The 18,418-nt window shown below is 72.8% G+C and carries 19 protein-coding genes; 11 read left to right on the top strand and 8 right to left on the bottom strand.

What is annotated here, in order from left to right; translation table 11 throughout:
* Nucleotides 1-52: 52 nt before the first annotated feature.
* Both AC5L3Z_RS12790 and AC5L3Z_RS12785 read left to right on the top strand, forming a co-directional pair.
* A complete protein-coding gene (locus AC5L3Z_RS12790; protein ID WP_494841760.1) occupies nucleotides 53-1,285 on the top strand; it encodes a serine hydrolase domain-containing protein in 1,233 nt (410 codons plus the stop codon).
* A gap of 126 nt (nucleotides 1,286-1,411) precedes the next feature.
* Nucleotides 1,412-2,053, top strand: coding sequence for an NAD(P)-dependent oxidoreductase (locus tag AC5L3Z_RS12785; RefSeq protein WP_494841759.1), 642 nt, complete (start codon nucleotides 1,412-1,414; stop codon nucleotides 2,051-2,053).
* Nucleotides 2,054-2,068: 15 nt separating this feature from the next.
* Here the strand turns inward: AC5L3Z_RS12785 and AC5L3Z_RS12780 are convergent, their stop codons facing one another.
* Together AC5L3Z_RS12780 and AC5L3Z_RS12775 are read right to left on the bottom strand one after the other, a co-directional pair.
* Nucleotides 2,069-2,533, bottom strand: coding sequence for a PPOX class F420-dependent oxidoreductase (locus tag AC5L3Z_RS12780; protein ID WP_494841758.1), 465 nt, complete (start codon nucleotides 2,531-2,533; stop codon nucleotides 2,069-2,071).
* 34 nt (nucleotides 2,534-2,567) lie between these two features.
* Complete coding sequence (locus tag AC5L3Z_RS12775; protein ID WP_494841757.1) at nucleotides 2,568-3,209, bottom strand: DUF6642 family protein; 642 nt, start codon at nucleotides 3,207-3,209, stop codon at nucleotides 2,568-2,570.
* Between the two features lie 319 nt (nucleotides 3,210-3,528).
* On the opposite strand from AC5L3Z_RS12775, the gene AC5L3Z_RS12770 reads away from it, so the two are divergent.
* A complete protein-coding gene (locus tag AC5L3Z_RS12770; protein WP_494841756.1) occupies nucleotides 3,529-4,314 on the top strand; it encodes a D-Ala-D-Ala carboxypeptidase family metallohydrolase in 786 nt (261 codons plus the stop codon).
* Nucleotides 4,315-4,411: 97 nt separating this feature from the next.
* On the opposite strand, the gene AC5L3Z_RS12765 is transcribed toward AC5L3Z_RS12770, so the two are convergent.
* The 4 genes from AC5L3Z_RS12765 to AC5L3Z_RS12750 all read right to left on the bottom strand — a co-directional run bounded on the left by AC5L3Z_RS12765 (nucleotide 4,412) and on the right by AC5L3Z_RS12750 (nucleotide 8,428).
* Entirely contained in the window at nucleotides 4,412-4,810 is a 399-nt protein-coding gene (locus tag AC5L3Z_RS12765; protein WP_494841755.1) for a hypothetical protein, read from the bottom strand.
* Between the two features lie 143 nt (nucleotides 4,811-4,953).
* Nucleotides 4,954-6,378 (bottom strand): ATP-binding protein, encoded by a 1,425-nt coding sequence (locus tag AC5L3Z_RS12760; RefSeq protein WP_494841754.1) that lies wholly within the window; start codon nucleotides 6,376-6,378, stop codon nucleotides 4,954-4,956.
* 122 nt (nucleotides 6,379-6,500) lie between these two features.
* On the bottom strand, nucleotides 6,501-7,205 hold the full coding sequence (locus AC5L3Z_RS12755) for a response regulator (protein ID WP_494842177.1): 705 nt from the start codon (nucleotides 7,203-7,205) through the stop codon (nucleotides 6,501-6,503).
* The gene (locus tag AC5L3Z_RS12750; RefSeq protein WP_494841753.1) at nucleotides 7,181-8,428 is read right to left on the bottom strand and encodes a sensor histidine kinase; all 1,248 of its coding nucleotides are present in this window, start codon (nucleotides 8,426-8,428) and stop codon (nucleotides 7,181-7,183) included. The genes AC5L3Z_RS12755 and AC5L3Z_RS12750 overlap by 25 nt, the downstream gene beginning before the upstream one ends.
* A 132-nt stretch (nucleotides 8,429-8,560) precedes the next feature.
* Between AC5L3Z_RS12750 and AC5L3Z_RS12745 the strand changes: the two genes are divergently transcribed.
* The 7 genes from AC5L3Z_RS12745 to AC5L3Z_RS12715 all read left to right on the top strand — a co-directional run bounded on the left by AC5L3Z_RS12745 (nucleotide 8,561) and on the right by AC5L3Z_RS12715 (nucleotide 14,651).
* The gene (locus tag AC5L3Z_RS12745) at nucleotides 8,561-9,460 is read left to right on the top strand and encodes an ABC transporter ATP-binding protein (RefSeq protein ID WP_494841752.1); all 900 of its coding nucleotides are present in this window, start codon (nucleotides 8,561-8,563) and stop codon (nucleotides 9,458-9,460) included.
* Nucleotides 9,457-10,245 (top strand): ABC transporter permease, encoded by a 789-nt coding sequence (locus tag AC5L3Z_RS12740; RefSeq protein ID WP_494841751.1) that lies wholly within the window; start codon nucleotides 9,457-9,459, stop codon nucleotides 10,243-10,245. Before AC5L3Z_RS12745 ends, AC5L3Z_RS12740 begins: the two co-directional genes overlap by 4 nt.
* Nucleotides 10,246-10,971, top strand: coding sequence for a YqeB family protein (locus AC5L3Z_RS12735; RefSeq protein WP_494841750.1), 726 nt, complete (start codon nucleotides 10,246-10,248; stop codon nucleotides 10,969-10,971). It begins immediately after the preceding gene.
* Nucleotides 10,972-11,012: 41 nt separating this feature from the next.
* On the top strand, nucleotides 11,013-11,576 hold the full coding sequence (locus tag AC5L3Z_RS12730) for an SOUL family heme-binding protein (protein WP_494841749.1): 564 nt from the start codon (nucleotides 11,013-11,015) through the stop codon (nucleotides 11,574-11,576).
* A gap of 12 nt (nucleotides 11,577-11,588) precedes the next feature.
* Nucleotides 11,589-13,046 (top strand): amino acid permease, encoded by a 1,458-nt coding sequence (locus tag AC5L3Z_RS12725; protein ID WP_494841748.1) that lies wholly within the window; start codon nucleotides 11,589-11,591, stop codon nucleotides 13,044-13,046.
* Between the two features lie 401 nt (nucleotides 13,047-13,447).
* Entirely contained in the window at nucleotides 13,448-13,672 is a 225-nt protein-coding gene (locus AC5L3Z_RS12720) for a TM2 domain-containing protein (protein ID WP_494841747.1), read from the top strand.
* A 127-nt stretch (nucleotides 13,673-13,799) separates the two neighbouring features.
* Nucleotides 13,800-14,651 (top strand): aldo/keto reductase, encoded by an 852-nt coding sequence (locus AC5L3Z_RS12715; RefSeq protein ID WP_494841746.1) that lies wholly within the window; start codon nucleotides 13,800-13,802, stop codon nucleotides 14,649-14,651.
* A 67-nt stretch (nucleotides 14,652-14,718) separates the two neighbouring features.
* Here the strand turns inward: AC5L3Z_RS12715 and AC5L3Z_RS12710 are convergent, their stop codons facing one another.
* Nucleotides 14,719-15,981, bottom strand: a complete 1,263-nt coding sequence (locus AC5L3Z_RS12710; RefSeq protein WP_494841745.1) for a hypothetical protein — start codon at nucleotides 15,979-15,981, stop codon at nucleotides 14,719-14,721.
* A gap of 217 nt (nucleotides 15,982-16,198) precedes the next feature.
* Between AC5L3Z_RS12710 and AC5L3Z_RS12705 the strand changes: the two genes are divergently transcribed.
* Nucleotides 16,199-17,788 (top strand): NAD(P)/FAD-dependent oxidoreductase, encoded by a 1,590-nt coding sequence (locus tag AC5L3Z_RS12705; protein ID WP_494841744.1) that lies wholly within the window; start codon nucleotides 16,199-16,201, stop codon nucleotides 17,786-17,788.
* Between the two features lie 21 nt (nucleotides 17,789-17,809).
* Here AC5L3Z_RS12705 and AC5L3Z_RS12700 read toward each other — a convergent pair whose 3' ends face one another.
* Nucleotides 17,810-18,310, bottom strand: a complete 501-nt coding sequence (locus AC5L3Z_RS12700; protein ID WP_494841743.1) for a GNAT family N-acetyltransferase — start codon at nucleotides 18,308-18,310, stop codon at nucleotides 17,810-17,812.
* Between the last annotated feature and the right edge of the window lie 108 nt (nucleotides 18,311-18,418).

Here is an 18,418-nt window from a genome sequence, read left to right as displayed (position 1 = left end):
GGTGGCGCTCCGCCCTTCCGCCGGTGGAGTACCGGCTAGTAGGTTCGGCGGGGTGAGCGTGGCACGCAGCACCGACCCGGACCTGATCGGCTTCGACCCCGCGCGGCTCGCGCGCATCGACGAACACTTCGGACGCTACGTCGACGACGGGCACCTCGCCGGCTGGCAGGTGGTGGTCACCCGCCGCGGCGAGATCGCGCACTCCGCCACCTACGGCATGCGCGACGTCGAGGCCGGCGCGCCGGTGGAGCGGGACACGCTCTGGCGGATCTACTCGATGACCAAGCCGATCACCTCCGTCGCGGCGATGATGCTGTGGGAGGAGGGGCGCTTCGAGCTGAACGACCCGATCAGCCCCTGGCTGCCGGAGTTCGCCGACGTCCGGGTCTTCGACAAGGGTTCCGCGCTCAAGCCGTACACGGTGCCGGCGGTCGAGCCGATCCGGGTCTGGCACCTGCTCACCCACACCTCCGGCCTGACCTACGGCTTCGCGCAGACCTCCGTGGTCGACGCCCTCTACCGGGCCGCCGGCTACGACCTGGGCGTGCCGCCCGGACTGGACCTGGCCGGCGCCTGCGCCGGGATGGCCCGGCTGCCGCTGATGTTCCAGCCCGGCACCGGCTGGAACTACGGCGTCTCCACCGACGTGCTGGGCCGGCTGGTCGAGGTGGTCTCCGGGCAGAGCCTCGACAGCTTCTTCACCGAGCGGATCCTCGCCCCGCTGGGCATGACCGACACCCGCTGGTGGGTCGAGGAGCATGACGCCAAGCGGCTCGCCGCGCTCTACACCCCGCACCCGGCCACCGGCCAGGCGGTCCGCGCCGACCGGATCGGCGCCTTCGCGCTGACCCGCCCCGACTGCCTCTCCGGCGGAGGTGGGCTGGTCTCCACCGCCGCCGACTACCACCGGTTCACCCAGATGCTGCTGCGCGGCGGCGAGCTGGCCGGCGTACGACTGCTGGCGCCGCGCACCGTGCGCTACATGACCCGCAACCACCTGCCGGGCGGGGGCGACCTGGCCTCGTTCGAGCCGGAGGGCTTCGCCGAGACGGTGCTGGACGGCATCGGCTTCGGCCTGGGCTTCGCGGTGGTGCAGGACCCGGTGCCGGCGCGGGTGCCCAGCAGCGTCGGCGAGTACTACTGGGGTGGCCTGGCCAGCACCGCGTTCTGGGTGGACCCGGTGGAGGAGATCACCGCGCTGCTCTTCACCCAGCTGATGCCGTCGAGCACCTACCCGCTGCGCTCGCAGCTGCGCCAGCTGGTCTACTCCGCGCTGATCGACTGAGGCGTTCCGCCGACGGGCGGCGGGGCCGGTCCATAGCCTGGACGGCATGAGCGAGCGCAGCGAGCAAATCGTCAGGCTCAGCGCGGTGGTGCCTCATGGCGGCACGGAGCGCGGCGGAGTGCCGGCATGAGCAACGTCGTGGTGTACGGCGCCGGGGGCACCGCGGGCTCGCGGATCGTCGGCGAGGCGGTCGGGCGGGGGCACCGGGTCACCGCGGCGGTCCGCCGCCCGGAGTCGGTCACCTGGCTGCCGGCCGGGGTGAAGGTGGTGACCGGGGACGCGACCTCCCCGCAGAGCGTCGCCGAGCTGGCCCCGGAGGCGGACGTGATGGTGGTGACGATCGGCGGCGGCGAGCGGGCGCTCTGGCGCAACGCGGCGGAGAACCTGATCACCGTGCTGCGGGACGTGCCGAACCCGCCCCGGATCATCCACGTCGGGGGCGGGGCCACCCTGCTCACGCCGGGCGGCACCCCGTTCCTCGACGAGCCGGACTTCCCGGAGCGGTACCGGGACGCCGCGCTCGGCCAGGCCGACGCGCTGGCCCTCTACCGCTCCTCGGCCGACGGGCTGACCTGGACGTACCTCTCCCCGCCCCCGGTGGAGTTCCACCCGGGTGAGCGGACCGGGCGCTACCGCACCGGCACCGAGCACCCGGTCACCGACGACGAGGGCCGGGCGGTGCTCAGCTACGAGGACCTGGCGGTGGCGATCGTCGACGAGATCGAGAACCCGCGCTTCGAGAACATGCGCTTCACCGCCGCGTACTGACCCCGGCGGGGCGGGTCAGTCGGCCAGCCGGGCCGGGAAACCGCCGGTGGCGATCGGGCCCCAGGAGTCGATGGTGACCCGGATCAGCGACTTGCCCTGGGCCACCATGGCCCGCCGGTACTCGTCCCAGTCCGGGTGCTCGCCGGAGATGCTGCGGAAGTACTCCACCAGCGGCTCCACCGCCTCCGGCAGGTCGAGCACCTCGGCCACCCCGTCGACCTGCACCCACGGGCCGTCCCAGTCGTCGGAGAGCACGCAGGCGGAGACCCGCGGGTCCCGGCGGATGTTGGCCACCTTGGCCCGCTCCGGGTAGGTGGAGATCACCAGCCGACCCTCGGCGTCGACGCCGCAGGCGACCGGGGAGGACTGCGGGCGGCCGTCGGAGCGGGTCGTCATCAGCACGACCTTGTGCCGGGGGCGGAGGAAGTCGATCAGGGCGTCCCGGTCGACCCGGGTGTTGCGCGCGATGGTCCGTGCCATCCCCCGGTTCTACCAGGCCGTCAGGCGGTGGGCCTCAGTGGGAACGGCCCGCGACCCGGCCGGGGGCGGCCTGGGCGGGGACCCGGTGGCGGGCCGTCGGCCGCCAGGCCCGGCCGTTGGCGTAGATCACCCGGAACCCGAGGTACGCGGCGAGCGGCGCCCAGTGCGCGGAGCCCATCCGCAGCTCGGCCGCGTTGTGCCGGTGCCCGTTGGCGAGCACGTCGAGCAGCACCGTCTCGAAGGCCGCCGACTCGACCCAGTCCACGTCGCGGGTGAAGCCGCAGATCAGCGCCGCCCCGGTCACGTCGAGGAACTCGCGCAGCGCGGCGTCGGGGGCGCGCAGCACCGAGCAGCTGCCGAAGTAGAGCCGCCGCCCCTCGCACCGGCCGGCCATCCGCTCGGCCACGTCCGCCAGCTCCACCGAGTCCCAGTCGGTGAGGCAGAGCCGGTTCGGTTCGCCGTGCATGGCGAAGAATCCGACCCGGTAGTCGGCGTACTGCTTGAGCAGCCACCGGTCGACGAAGTAGAACAGCTCGTCCCGGGCGGCGGCGTCCTTGTGGATGAACCGGATCCGGCCCGCCCGTTCCAGCAGTTCGAGGGTGGGCAGGACGGAGCTGCGCTCGTTGAGGTCCCGATGCCACTGCCCCTCGACGCAGAAGACGCCACCGCGCGCCAACGTCCACCTCCCCGTCACCCGCCGGGGCAGACGTTACCGGGCCCGGGTCACGAACCGACGTCACCCTCGGTGGGCGGATCAGGCGGTTCGGGTCACTTCGCGTCCGTCGTCCGTCCCGTTCCGCGCTGCGCCCTCTCGCCGCGAATGGCCGTATCGCAACACACCGTAATTCACAGGCAATGCCCAGGGACACGCGATTGTGAGGACAATTCTCATTAGTCGCCACGAACCCGCCCGGAAACTGTCAGGGTGGAGACCGCAGGACGCCCTGGTCGATGTCCTGATCTCACCCTAATCGCTCTCCTATCGGAGGACTTCTGTGCGCATGAACGCCTTCAAACGGGTGGTCGTCGCGTTCGCCCTGGCGTTGCCGGGGGCCGCGATCGCCACGGTGGTCGCCGCGCCAGCGGCCCAGGCCGACGGCTGCTACACGTGGCAGCGCACCCTCTACCAGGGGCGCTCCGGCGAGGACGTCCGCCAACTGCAGATCCGCGTCGCTGGCTGGGCCGGCGCCGGCGGGGTCGTCCGCGTCGACGGACGGTTCGGTCCGGAGACCGCCGCCGCCCTCCGGCGCTTCCAGTCGGCGTACGGGCTGCGCAGCGACGGCGTCGCCGGGCGGCAGACCTTCGACAAGATCTACCAGTTGCAGGACAACGACTGCACGCCGGCGCACTTCAGCTACCGCGAGATGGACGACAACTGCGGCCGGAGCGGGTGGAGCGGGGGCCCACTGTCGGCCGACCGGACGAGGGAGAACGCGCTGCGCACCATGTGGAAGCTGGAGGCGCTGCGCCACAGCCTCGGCGACCGGCCGCTCTACGTCACCAGCGGCTTCCGAAGCAGCGACTGCAATCGCCGGGTCGGCGGCGCGTCCGACAGCCAGCACCTCTACGGCAACGCCGCGGACCTGACCTCCCGGGACAGGTCGCTGTGCCAGGTCGCCCGCGCCGCGCGCAACCACGGGTTCAGCGGCATCTACGGCCCCGGCTACCCGGACCACGACAGCCACGTCCACGTGGACTCGCGGCGGGAGAACAACGACGACCGGACGGCGAACCGGACCAGCTGGTCCGCACCCGACTGCGGGGTCGGCGCCGGCGACTGAGCCGGGACGCGTCGACGCCGGCCCGGCCCGGGGGATCCGATCCCTCGGGCCGGGCCGGCGTCGTGGCACCCGGCCGAGCCGGCGGTCGTACCTCCGCTCAGCTCGCCCGGGGCCAACGCGGCGCGGTGGCGGGGGGCGCCACCGGCCGGCCGGGCCCGCCGGGCCGGATGGCGGGCCGCATTCCCGGGGCGACGACCCGACCGGCCTGGCCGCGCGGCGACACGGCGGCGGAACGGTCGGTGCGCGCGGCGCCCGAGGTGTAGGGGAACGGGAACGGCACGTGCACGAACGGGTTGCCGTGCCGGATCAGTGCCTCGATCTGGCGCTCGTTGAGCCCGTGCGTCTCCAGCACCCGCCGCCCCCAGCGGTGCAACCGGCAGGGGTACGAGGCGCCGTCGTTGCGACACAGCGGCCCGTTCGGCCACTCCTCCGCCGCGTGCACCACCACCGCCCGGACCGCGAGCCGGACGTCCTCGGGCGTCAGCGGCGCCGGCATTGGCACCTCGCCCAGAATCTGATCGATGGGATCCGTCGACTGCTCACCAACTCGCACGGCAGGCCTCCCGCAGTTCGGCAGCGTCGCGGCTGATCGCCGCAGCGCATCCTCAGCCAGTGGTACGGCCCGCACCGGGCGAAAGTTCAATCCCGCCACGCGGTGAGAAGGTCCTCCGGGGACAGCACCCGCACCCCCTCCACCACCGTCCCGCTCCGCGAGACGGCGACCAGCTCGACGTGCTCGTCGGTGCCGGGCAGCCGGGACCGGTGCACCACCAGCCGTCCCAGGTCGTGCGCGTCGAAGGGACGGCTCTCCAGCCACTTCACCGAGCCGACGAAGGTGATCCGCCGGGCCACCGGTTCCCGGTCCGCGCCGACCAGGTCGATCTCCGGATCATTGGTACGGGTCCAGTAGCCGCCCACCACCGCGGTGTCCTCCGGCAGGTGGCCCGCGGGCAGCCGGCGCAGCGACTCCCGCACCACCGGTTCCACCGCCCGTCCCCGCCAGGACGTCCATGACCTGGTGATCCGAGCCAGGGTGAGGTCCCCCCGCCCGCGCTCGATCTCCGGCAGATGCGGTCCGAGGAACGCCAGCCAGAAGCGGAGGTACGGGTCGGTGACGCTGTACCGCGTCTCTCGGGACGGCCGGGTCGAGAGCGGGCTCGCCACCTCCACGACGCGCTTCTGCGTCAGCAGGCGCAGCGCCCGGTTGAGGGACGCCTGCGGCAGGTCCCCGGCGGCCCGGGCGATGAGGGAGAACGTCCGCTCCCCCGAGCCGATGGCGCGCAGCACCAGCGCCGCCTGGGACTGCGGCGGAAACTCCGCCGCCAACGCCCGCTCCGCGCTGACCAGCAGGGCGGAGGTCGGGTCGGTGACCGCGTCGGCGAGGTAGCCGGTCAGCGAGGCGCCGGCGGGCCACTCGTCCAGGATCAGCGGCAGACCGCCGGAGACCAGGTACGCGTCGAAGGCGTCGGCCGCCGGAAGGCCCAGCATGTCGCGGACGTCCGCCGGGCTGAGCGGCGGAACCACCATCTCGGTGGCGCGCTGGTGGAACGGCCGCCCGTAGTCGTTCAACGCCTCCATCATGGCGAGGTCCGATCCGACGCAGACCAGCAGCACCGGCAGCCGGGACAGCTCCCGGTCGAAGACCTTCTGCAGCGTGCCCTCGAAACCGGAATCCGTGGCGATCAGGTACGGCAGTTCGTCGAGGACGACCACGCTCGGCCGGTCCGCCGGCACCGCGGCGGAGAGCAGGGTGAGCGCGGCGTCCCAGGTCGCCGGCCGTTGACCGGCGAAGAGGTCCGCCCCGGGCAGGGTGGAACTGGCGGCGGCCTCGACGAACAGCGCGAGGTCGGCGGCGACGGTGGGCTGCGCGGACGCGGTGAAGAACAGGTGTGGCACCCCGGCCCGCTCGACGAACTCCTCCATTAGCCGCGACTTGCCGACCCGGCGTCGTCCACGCATCAGCAGGGCGCGCCCCGGCCGGCCGGCCCGGCCCCCGCGGGCGACCTTTCCCAGCATCGCGTCGAGCAGGGCCAACTCCCGAGTCCGCCCCACGAAGCCGTCCATACACCCCACCTCGACACTATCATCCCTGATACAACCAAGAATGACAGTATCCTGGGTGGCTGTGTTGTGTCACCACTGACGAGAAGCACGCAGGCGCGCGGGCCCCGCGGTTTTTGGCGGGCTCAGACCAGGCCGGCGTCGTGGACCAGCAGCGCCACCTGGACCCGGTTGTTCAGCTCCAGCTTCGCCAGCAGCCGCGACACGTACGCCTTCACCGTGGCGACGCTCATGAACAGCTCCGCGGAGATCTCGGCGTTGCTGCGGCCCCGCCCGAGCGCGACCGCGACCTCCCGCTCCCGCACGGTCAACCCGTCCAGCAGCCGCACCGCCCGGACCTGCCGGGGGTCCGGCGCGGGCGCCGCCGACCCGGCCGTGACGTGGCTGATCAGCGTGCGGGTCACCGTCGGCGACAGGGTGGCCTCCCCCGCGGCGACCCGGCGCACCGCCTGGACGATCTCGGCCGGCGGGGTGTCCTTGAGCAGGAAGCCGCCCGCGCCGGCCCGCAACGCCCGCAGCACCTGCTCGTCGGCGTCGAAGGTGGTCAGCACCAGCACCTCGGGCGGGTGCGGCAGCGCCCGCAGCGCCTCCGTCGCGGCCAGGCCGTCCACCCGGGGCATCCGGATGTCCATCAGCACCACGTCCGGGGCGTACGCCGCGACGGCGGCGGGCACCTCGGCGCCGTCGGCGGCCTCCCCGACCACCAGCAGGTCCGGCACCCCGCCGAGGATCATCGACAGCCCGGCGCGGACCAGCGCGTCGTCGTCGACGATCAGCACCCGGACCGGGGCCCGCTCCCCGGCGCTCACGCCGCCGGCCAGGGCAGCCAGGCGGCCAGCCGGAAGTCGCCCCGGGCGTCCCGGCCGTGCTCCAGCCGGCCACCGGCGAGGCTGACCCGCTCGGCGACCCCCACCAGACCGGTCCCGGCGCCGGGGATCGGCGACCCGGGCCCCTCGCCGACCGGCCACGGGTTGCGGATCTCCACGGCGAGCCCCTCCCCCGGCCCACCGGCGAGCCCGACGGAGACCAGCGCCCCCGGGGCGTGCTTGCGGGCGTTGGTCAGCCCCTCCTGCACGATCCGGTAGGCGCTGCGCGCGACCGCCGCGGGCACCGCCTGAGGGTCGACGACCAAATCCTCGACGCCCACCCGCATGCCGGCCGCCCGGGACTCCGCCACCATGGCCGGCACGTCGGCGAGGGTCGGCTGCGGGCGTTCCGGGGTGGCCGTCTCCCCGTCGCCGGTCTCCGCGCGGAGCACGCCGATCACCTCGCGCAGGTCCTGGAGCGCGGCGTGCGCGCTGGCCCGGATCACCCCGGCCGCCCGGGCGACCTCGTCGGCGGGCGCGTCCGGGCGGAACTCCAGCGCTCCGGCGTGCAGGCTGAGCAGGGAGATCCGGTGCGCCAGCACGTCGTGCATCTCCCGGGCGATGCGGGTGCGTTCGAGCTGCCGGGCCTGGGCGACCCGGAGCTGCTGCTCGGCCTCGGCGCGGTCGGCGCGGTCCCGCAACGACAGCACCAGCTGGCGTCGGGCCCGGACGAACAACGCCCAGGCCAGCACCGTGCCGATGATGACGGCCGTCAGGATCGTGGACGCCAGGAACGGCAGCGCCGGATCGGGACGGATCATCGTGTAGATCGGCACGCCGAGCAGGTGGAAACCGGCCAGCGCGCCCGCCACCGGTAGCGGCCGGTGCACCACCACGGTGAACAGGATGATCAGCAGGGCCACCGCGGAGGTGACCGAGAAGAGCGCCAGGGGCAGGCTGGCCAGGGCCAGCCCGACCGGCCAGCGCCGGCGCAGCCAGAGCGCGGCGGTGAGCCAGACACCGGCCACCAGGTCGACCTCGTTGAGCCAGGACGGCCCGGCGTTCAGCGCGAACTCCGGGTCGGGGCTCACCGAGTCGCCGAAGGTCACCACCACCCAGCTCAGGGAGAGCAGGAAGGCGACGACGTCCACCAGCCAGTCCCGCGGCGTACGGCGGATCACCCGGGCCGCCGGGGTCAGGGCCCCCGGCAGCAGCCAGGGATGATCGGGTACGACGACGCTGGTCACCCGTCCATGCTAGGGAGCCGGTCAGCGCGCCGACACCTACCAAAGTCGAGGTCCGGCGCTAGACCGAGGTAGGGGTGGCCCTCGACCGCCGGCCGCAGCGGACAGCCGGGTGGCGCCGGCAGGCTCATCGCCATGATCACGGTCGAACACCTCACCAAGCGGTACGGCCCGCAGGCCGCCGTCGACGACGTCTCGTTCCAGTGCGAGCCGGGGACGGTGACCGGCTTCCTCGGCCCCAACGGCGCCGGCAAGTCCACCACCATGCGGATGATCTGCGGGTTGACCCCGCCGACCTCTGGCGGGGCCACGGTCGCCGGGCGGCCCTACCGGCAGCTGCCCAACCCCGGCCGGGAGATCGGCGTGCTGCTCGACGCCTCGGCGCAGCACGCGGGGCGGACCGGCCGGGAGACGCTGGCCCTGGCGGCGCGCACCATGGGCGTCGACCGGGGTCAGGTCGCCGCCAAGCTCGACCTGGTCGGGTTGAACGCGACGGCGGCGAAGCGGCGGGTCGGGGCGTACTCCCTCGGGATGCGGCAGCGGCTCGGCCTGGCGCTGGCGCTGCTGGGCGACCCCCGGGTGCTGGTCCTGGACGAGCCGGCCAACGGCCTCGACCCGGAGGGCATCTTCTGGATGCGCGGCCTGCTGCGCGACTTTGCCGACCGGGGCGGCACCGTGCTGCTCTCCTCGCACCTGCTGCGCGAGGTGGAGGCGATCGCCGACCGGCTGGTGGTGATCGGCGGCGGCCGGGTGGTCGCCCAGGGCGGCAAGGACGAGCTGCTCGCCGGCACCGGCACCCTGGTCCGGGCCCGCGATCCGCACGCCCTGCGGCTGGCGCTGGAGCGGGCCGCCCTGGACGCCACCGCCGGCGCCGACGGCGGGTACGTGGTGCACGCCGAACCCGGCGCCGTCGGGCAGGCCGCCGCCGACGCCGGTCTGGTCCTGACCGAGCTGCGCCCGGCCGGCAGCCGCGGCCTCGAACAGCTCTTCCTCACCCTCACCGCCGGCGCGTCGACGAAGGAAGCCGTGAAATGACCTCCACCCTGACCCCACCGCCCGTCGCGACCCGACCCCGCCCGGAGGTGCCCGGCCCGTCGCTGGCCCGGCTGACCGGGGTGGAGCTGCGCAAGCTCGCCGACACCCGGGCCGGCCTCTGGCTGCTGATCACCATCGGCCTGATCGCCGCCGTCATCGTCACCGTGCAGCTCTTCGTCCTCGACGACGCCGACCAGACCTTCCGGGAGTTCTTCGCCCCGTCGCTGCTGCCCGTCGGGCTGCTGCTGCCGGTGCTGGGCATCCTCTCCATCACCGGCGAGTGGTCCCAGCGCACCGCGTTGACCACCTTCGCCCTGGTGCCCCGCCGGGAACGCGTGGTGGTCGCCAAGCTCGCCGCGATGGTGCTGGCCGCGCTGGCGTCGCTGGCGGTGAGCCTCGCCGTCGCCGCCGCCGGCACCCTGATCGCCCGGTCCACCGGCGGGGCGGGCACCTGGAACTTCGAATGGCAGATGGTGACGCACGCCGGCGTGTTCCAGCTCGTCAATGTGCTGATGGGGGCGGCGTTCGGACTGCTGCTGCTCAACACGCCCCTGGCGATCGTGGCCTATCTGCTGCTGCCCGCCGTGTGGACGATCCTCTCCTCGTTGATCTCGGCGCTGCGCGGCCCGGCCCGCTGGCTGGACACCTCGGTGACCATGGAGCCGCTGATGGGCCCCGAGGTGACCGCCGGGCAGTGGGGCCGGATGGCGGTGTCGCTGCTGGTCTGGCTGGTCGTGCCGCTGGTCGCCGGTCTGGTGCGCACCCTGCGGCGCGAGGTGTCCTGAGTGCCCGCGCAGCGGCCCGGCGCCGCCACCGTGGTCGGTGGCGGCGCCGGGGAACTGGTGGTGATGTGGGTCGGCTTCCCGCTGCTCGGCGCCGGGGCCGGCTGGGCGCTCACGGAGGTGTCCGGCTGGCTGGCCGGGCTGCGCTGGATGCCGTGGCAGGGCCTGTTCGAACTGGTGGACGGGCTGCCCGACGGGCGGGCGATCGCGGGCGCGGTGGCGCTGGGCGCGCTGCTCGGACTCTTCGTCGCGCACCTCGGCACCCGGGAGCGGCTCATCGTCACGGTGGACCGGGCGGGGCTGCGGCTGCACCGCGACGGCGCCGACCGGGACGTGCCGCGCCGGTCGGTCAGCGCGGTCTTCACCGACCGGAAGGACCTGGTCGTGCTCGGCGCGGGCGGCGAGGAACTGGTCCGGGAGAAGTCGGACCTCAGCCGGCGGCGGTTGCGCGACGCCTTCGACACCCACGGCTGGCCGTGGACGGAGGCCGACCCGCACCGGGAGGCGTACCGGCGGTGGGTGGAGGGGCTGCCCGGGCTGCCGGCCGGGGCGGACGCGCTGCTGCGCGCCCGGCAGCGCGCGATCGAGTCCGACCGGCGCGGTGACGCCCTCGACCTGCGCGCCGAGCTGGCCCGGCTCGGTGTGGTGCTGCGCGACGAGGAGAAACGCCAGTACTGGCGGCTGGTCCCGGTTGCGCTTCCCGGGGAGGAAACCCCCGACGGGCGGTAGCGTGAGGAGGCGAGAAGAGCCCCAGCCGCCGGGAGCGTGCCATGACGGAGCAGCAGCGGTACCGGGTGGTGGCGACGCACCCCGGTTTCGAGCTGCGCCGTTACCCGGCCCACCTGGTCGCCGAGATGCGGGTGACCGGGGGCCTGGTCGAGGCCGGCAACGAGGCGTTCCAGCCGCTGGCGGCGTACATCTCGGGCGCCAACCGGGTCCGGCGCAAGGTCGGCATGACCGCGCCGGTGGTGCAGGAGCCCGCCGAGCCGCAGAAGATCGCCATGACCTCTCCGGTGGTGCAGGAGGAGGGCGACCGACCCGACTGCTGGCTGGTGCGGTTCGTGCTGCCGGCGGAGCTCACCGCGGGCACCGCGCCCGAGCCGGAGGACGACCGGATCGTCATCCGGGAGATCCCCGCCCAGCTCGCCGCGGCGGTCCGCTTCTCCGGGCGGTGGACGGAGGCGGCGTTCGGCCAGCGGGCCACCATGCTGGGCCGGGCGGTCACCGCCGCCGGGCTCCAACCGACCGGCGCGATCCGGTACGCGCGCTTCGACCCACCGTGGAAGCCGTGGTTCCTGCGCCGCAACGAGGTCGTGCTCCCGGTCGTCGAGTGAGAGGGGACGTCCATGACCTCGGGTCCCGGCGGGATCTTCCGCCGCAAGCCGGTCGACGAGATCGTCGACGAGACCGAGACACCGCTGTCCCGCTCCCTCGGGCTGTGGCAGCTGACCGCGATCGGGATCGGCGGCATCATCGGCGCCGGCATCTTCGCCCTGGCCGGGGCGGTGGCCAGCGAGACCGCCGGTCCGGCCGTGCTGGTGTCGTTCCTGATCGCGGGCCTGGCCAGCGCCGCGGCGGCGCTGTCGTACGCCGAGTTCGCCGGCATGATCCCGAAGGCCGGCTCGGCCTACACCTACGGCTACGCGGTGCTGGGCGAGGCGGTGGGCTGGTTCATCGGCTGGGACCTGCTGCTGGAGTACACCGCGATCGTGGCGGTGGTGGCGATCGGCATCTCCGGCTACTTCGGCTTCCTCGTCGGTGAGCTGGGTCTGGAGCTGCCGGCCTGGATGCTCGGCGCGCCGGGCACCGGCGAGGGGCGGGTGGTCGACCTCTTCGCCGTGCTGCTCTGCCTGCTCATCGCGTACCTGCTCACCCTCGGCATCAGGACGGCCGCCCGCTTCGAGACGTTCGTGGTCGGCTTGAAGGTCGCCGTGGTGGTGCTGGTGATCGTGGTCGGCTTCTTTTACGTCAAGACCGCGAACTACTCGCCGTTCTTCCCGTTCGGCGTCGGCGGCGCCATCACCGGCGCGGCCACCGTCTTCTTCGCCGTCTTCGGGTACGACGCGATGAGCACCGCCGCCGAGGAGTCGAAGGACGCCCGCCGGCACATGCCCAAGGCGATCATCTGGTCGCTGGTCATCTCGATGGTGCTGTACGTGCTCGCCACGCTGGTGCTCACCGGGATGCAGAACTACCGGGACATCGACCCGGAGAGCGGCTTCTCCTCCGCGTTCGCCTCGGTGGGCCTCTCCGGCCTGGCCAGCGTCATCGCGGTGGGCGCGATCATCGGCATCCTGACGGTGATGTTCACCTTCATGCTCGGCGTGACCCGGGTCTGGTTCTCGATGAGCCGGGACGGCCTGCTCCCGGCCTGGTTCGCCAAGGTCCACCCGGTACGCCGGGTGCCGGTGCGGGTCACCTGGATCGTCGGGGTGGGCTCGGCGCTCATCGCCGGGTTCCTGCCGATCCGCGAGGCGGCGGAGCTGACCAACATCGGCATCCTGCTGGCCTTCGTGGTGGTCTGCATCGCGGTGATCGTGCTGCGCTACCGCCGCCCGGACGCGCCGCGCACGTTCCGGCTGCCGGGCATGCCGGTGGTGCCGGCGCTGGGCGCGCTCTTCTCGGTCTGGCTGATCACCTTCCTGGCCCCGGAGACCTGGCTGCGGTTCGCGCTCTGGTTCGTGATCGGCGCGGTCATCTACGCCCTGTACGGCTACCGGCGGTCGGCGCTGGCCGACCGGAGCCCGTCCGGGCCGGCCGGGCCTTCGGGCGGGGGCCCGGGTCGGCGCGCTGACCCGCACTGACCGCACGCTCCCGCGCCGACGGCTGCTCTGACCCGGCCGCCGGCCGGCGTGGTCATCCCGGGTACCGAACACGGCAACGAGCGTGATACCTCAGAGGCATCTTGATGCCCCTGAGGTATCACGCCTCATCGGACATCCGCCTTCCGACGGCGTCGACGCAGCCCCGCACCACCGCCTCGCCCAGCGGCCCGCAGGTGTCGAATCAGGACGGCGGCGGGAGCCGGCCACCGCCGTGGCGGCAAGCCGGTGCGCGCTCGATGCGACCTGACCGGGCGGACGGCGCGCACCGCATCGGTCCGGACCTGCTCGTCCGTACGGTCGATCATGCTTTTCCCGATCTTGCCTCCGGTGGTGGCCCTCGATACGCTCCCGCGGCTGTCTCCACCTGTGAAAGGACCATAGTGACCGCTCCCGTTGCCACGACCCAGAAGTCCTGGCTCGTCACCCTGCTGCTCTGCTTCTTCCTCGGCACGCTCGGCGTGCACCGGTTCTACACCGGGAAGATCGGCACCGGCGTTCTCCAGCTGATCACCCTCGGCGCCTTCGGCGTCTGGACCCTGATCGACTTCATCCTGATCCTGATCGGCTCGTTCAAGGACAAGCAGGGCCAGCCGCTCGCCAAGTGACACCAGCGTCATGACGGGGCCGGGATCGTGACGATCCCGGCCCCGCCGCCGTCGCGGTCAGCTCCGCCTTGTCGCAGATCACCGGGTCGGGTCGTGAGGAGCCGGCGCGACCGGGTATGTGAGCCGGATGGCGAACACGATTCCCGACATCACCCTCAACGACGGCAACACCATCCCGCAGCTCGGCTTCGGGGTGTTCCAGATCGAGCCGAAGGAGACCGTCGAGGCGGTCGGCCGGGCGCTGGAGCTCGGCTACCGGCACATCGACACCGCCCAGATGTACGGCAACGAGGCGGAGGTCGGCCAGGCGATCCGCACCTCCGGGCTGGACCGCGGCGAGGTCTTCGTGACCAGCAAGCTCAACAACGGCTTCCACCGGCCGGACGACGCCCGCAGGGCCTTCGAGTCCACCCTGGCCGCGTTGAAGATGGATTACATCGACCTGTTCCTGATCCACTGGCCGCTGCCGACCCTCTACGACGGCGACTTCGTCTCCACCTGGAAGACGCTGGAGGAGTTCCAGCGCGACGGCCGGGCGAAGTCGATCGGCGTGTCTAACTTCCAGGTCGCCCACCTGGAGCGGCTGGCCGCCGAGGCGGACCTGGTGCCGGCGGTCAACCAGATCGAGGTGCACCCGTACTTCGGCAACGAGGAGGTGCGGGCCTACGGCAGGACGCACAACATCCTCACCGAGGCGTGGTCGCCGATCGCCCAGGGCAAGGTGCTGGACGACCCCACCATCGTCGACATCGCCCAGCAGTTGGGCCGCACCCCCGCCCAGGTCACACTCCGCTGGCACGTGCAGCGCGGCGACATCGTCTTCCCGAAGTCGGTCACGCCGCAGCGGATCGAGGAGAACCTGCACATCTTCGACTTCACCCTCGACGACGCGATGATGGAGCGGATCACCGGACTGGACCGGGGCGAGGCCGGGCGGCAGGGCCCGAACCCGGACGAGTTCGACTACGTCCCGCGCTGACCAGCGGCGCGACGGATCGGGGAAGGGTCCCACGACGGGCCCCTTCCCCGCGTGCCGCACACCGCCCTCAGATGATGAAGTGGGTCCAGTAGGCCAGCCAGACCACGAAGAGCGCGCCCTGGAGCAGAGCCAGGGTGGCGCCGAGCCAGGCGTCGGCCGTGGCGTTCCTGGCCCAGCGGGCCAGGACCAGCCCGACCGGGAAGGCGGCCAGCAGGTAGCGCAGCAGGCTCTTGTACACCGGCGGACCCATCGACAGCGGCGCCAGCACCATCAGCAGGGCGTACACGACGTAGGGCGCTCCGAGCCGCCGGGCACCGGCGAGCACCACCGCCAGGAGTACGACGGCGATCCAGACCCGCGCGGCGTCCCGCGTCTCGACCCCGGTGAGGCCGTTCCAGATCACCGGCACCGGATTCTGCACCCGGATGCCCCAGCCCTTCTCCTGGGCGTGCTTGTAGGCGAACCAGTCACCCCCCCGCCACCGGCAGAACGCCATGAAGGTGAGCCAGCCCGCCGGGATCAGCGCCAGCGGCCAGCCCGTCCGGACGTAGGTCAACAGGCTGCGCGGGTCGAGCCGGTAGCGGTGCTGGCGCAGCAGGACCAGGGCCAGCGGGACGGCGACCAGGAAGCCCACCGAGCGGCTGAGCCCGAGGAAGTACCCCAGCACCCCGACGGTCAACCAGCGCCCCTGCTCGGCGTGGTAGAAGGTGGCCAGGGCCAGGCAGAGGAAGAGCGACTCCGTCAGTGCCGCCTGGAACAGGAACGCGGTCGGCAGCAGCACCAGGTAGCGGGTGAAGCGGCGGGCCGAGGCGTCGTCGCCGAGCAGCTTCTCGCCCAGCGCCGTGGCGTACCAGAGCAACACCAGGAACGCCACGTTGCTGATCAGCAGCAGCGCCATGGCGGTGTCGCCGCCCAGCACCCACGCCAGCGGCCGGGCCAGGAACGGGAAGAGCAGCGGGAAGGCGAAATCGTTCCATGGCCCGTCGAGCGGCTCCCGGACCAGATGGTCGTAGAGCAGCGCGTCCCAGGCGAACCACATCGAGATCGACCGGTGCGAGGAGATCTCCTCCTGGTCGGCGCGCATGTTGGCCTCGTCGGCCGGTGGCGCGGCGGGCGCCCCGTCCCAGGCGGAGAGGGCGATCACGCCGACGAGGGCGAGGACGACCTTCGCGCCGACGAAGAGCGCGAGGGCGTACCGCCAGCGGGCGGGCACCCGCGCGACCAGCGTTCCGGTCCGGCTCCGCGCCGCGCGGACGCGCTCGCGCACCCCCGCCCGACCGGCGGCGGGCGCGCGCCGGCCATCTGCGGTGTCGCGTGACCTGTCGACCATGCGGCGCATCCCCGGGGGTCGGACCCGAACCGGCGGCCCAGGGCCGCGGAGCTGACCACCGGTGATCCCCTTTCCGCGCCCGCTGACACCTGCCGGTTCCCAGGAGGTCACTCCGGGCGGCATCATCAGGGAGTGCCGGGACGCCGGACGTGAGATGTCGCGGAGACCGGGTAACCGCGCCTCCTCCGATGGACCCCCAGGGTAGGAGCGGAACAGGATGGACGAGCGTCACGGCACCGTGGTCATCGGCGCCGGCCCCGCGGGGCTGACCGCCGCGTACGAGCTGCTCCGGCACGGCGAAACGGTGCGGGTCTTCGAGGCCGACGACGTGGTGGGCGGCATCAGCCGTACCGTCGAGCGCGACGGTTGGCGCTTCGACATCGGCGGGCACCGGTTCTTCACCAAGGTCGGTCGGGTCGAGGATTTCTGGCACGAGATCCTGCCCGACGAGGAGTTCCTGCTCCGACCCCGGATGAGCCGGATCTTCTACCGCGGCGCGCTGTACGACTACCCGCTCAACGCCAGCAACGCCCTGCGCAACCTCGGCGTCCGCGAGGCGGCCCGCTGCATGGGCTCGTACGCCCGGGCCCGGCTGCGCCCGCCCAAGGACCAGTCGCACTTCGAGGGCTGGGTGTCCGCGCGGTTCGGCTGGCGGCTCTACTCGATCTTCTTCAAGACGTACACCGAGAAGGTCTGGGGGATGCCGGCGGACCAGTTGCAGGCCGACTGGGCCGCCCAGCGGATCAAGAACATGTCGCTCTCCACCGCGGTGCTGAACGCGCTGCTGCCGCGCCGCAACCGCAAGGACGTCACCAGCCTGATCGAGGAGTTCCAGTACCCGAAGTTCGGCCCCGGCATGATGTGGGAGCGCTGCACCGAGGAGGTCCGCCGGCGCGGTGGGGAGGTCAGCACCGGCACCTGGGTGACCGCCGTGCACCGGGAGGACGGGCGGGCCGTGGCGGTCAGCGTCGACGGCCCGGAGGGCGAGCGCCGGGTCCCCGCCGACCACGTGATCTCCTCGATGCCGATCTCCGAGCTGGTGGCCGCGGTGCGACCGGCGGCCCCGGCCGAGGTGGCGGCCTGCGCCGCCGACCTGCGCTACCGGGACTTCCTGACCGTGGCGCTGGTGGTGCCGGCCGAGTTCTCCTTCCCGGACAACTGGATCTACGTGCACGACCCGGCCGTCAACGTGGGCCGGATCCAGAACTTCGGCTCCTGGTCGCCGTACCTGGTGAAGGACGGCCGCACCTGCCTGGGGCTGGAGTACTTCGTCTTCGAGGACGACGAGACGTGGCGGACCTCGGACGCCGACCTCGTCGCGCTGGCCACCGCCGAGCTGGAGAAGCTCGGCCTGGTCCGGCCCGGCGCGGTGGAGAGCGGCTACGTGGTGCGGATGCCGAAGGCGTACCCGGTCTACGACGAGCGCTACCAGCACAACGTCGACACCATCCGGGCCTGGCTGGCGCGGGAGCTGCCCAACGTGCACCCGGTCGGGCGCAACGGGATGCACCGCTACAACAACCAGGACCACTCGATGATGACGGCGATGCTGACCGCCGAGAACATCGCCCACGGCGCCGGCCACGACGTCTGGTCGGTCAACGTCGAGCAGGACTACCACGAGCAGAGCAGCGACCAGCCCGCCGACGGCCGGCGCGGCACCGGCCGGGACGCCCCCATCGTGCCGGGCCGCACCGTCAGCGCGGCACCCACCGGCGGCGCGGCGCCTGCTAGCGGCACGGCGTCGACCGGCGGCGCGGCGGGCGCGAGCAGCCGGGCGGACCGGCGGCCGACCGGGGTGAACTGAGCCGGCGTCCGGTTGTGACGGTCAGGCCCGCAGGTCCAGCCGCCAGTCGTTGGAGCGCATCATCCGCCCCGGCGGATATTCGAACTCGGTCTCGCCGAGCAGGGTGAAGCCGGCCTTGCGGCAGACCGCGTTCGAGGCCGGGTTCTCCACCGACGGGTAGGCGTGGGCGTACCGGTGGTGGCCCTCGGCGCGGGCCTCGGCCACCACGGCGCGGACCGCGGCGGTGGCCAGGCCCCGCCCCTGGTGCTCGGGGAGAATCGCCCAGCCCGTCTCGTAGACCTGCTCGTCGTGCCAGATCCGCTCCCAGTAGCCGACGGTGCCGACCTTCACCCCGTCGGGCAGCGCCACGCTGAACATGAAGCCACTGCGGGGGCCGGGGCCGCGCAGGTAGCGCTCGTGCCGGGCGAGCACCTCCTCGTCGGTCTCCGGGCCGCCGGTGTGGTGGCGGACCTCCGGCGCGTTGAGCCGTTCCAGCAGGTCCAGGTCGCTCTCGTCCCAGCGTGCGATGTGGACCTCGGTCATCCGTCTCTCCCGTCGTCGGCGCTCACTGAAGCAACCGCTCCCGACGACGACCTGATATTCCTTTGATCGGTTGAACTTCGTGCCGGCTACTGGTGGAACCCCGCGGCG

Source organism: Micromonospora sp. LZ37 (genome assembly GCF_059359015.1).
This window is presented reverse-complemented; position numbering and strand designations above follow the sequence as displayed.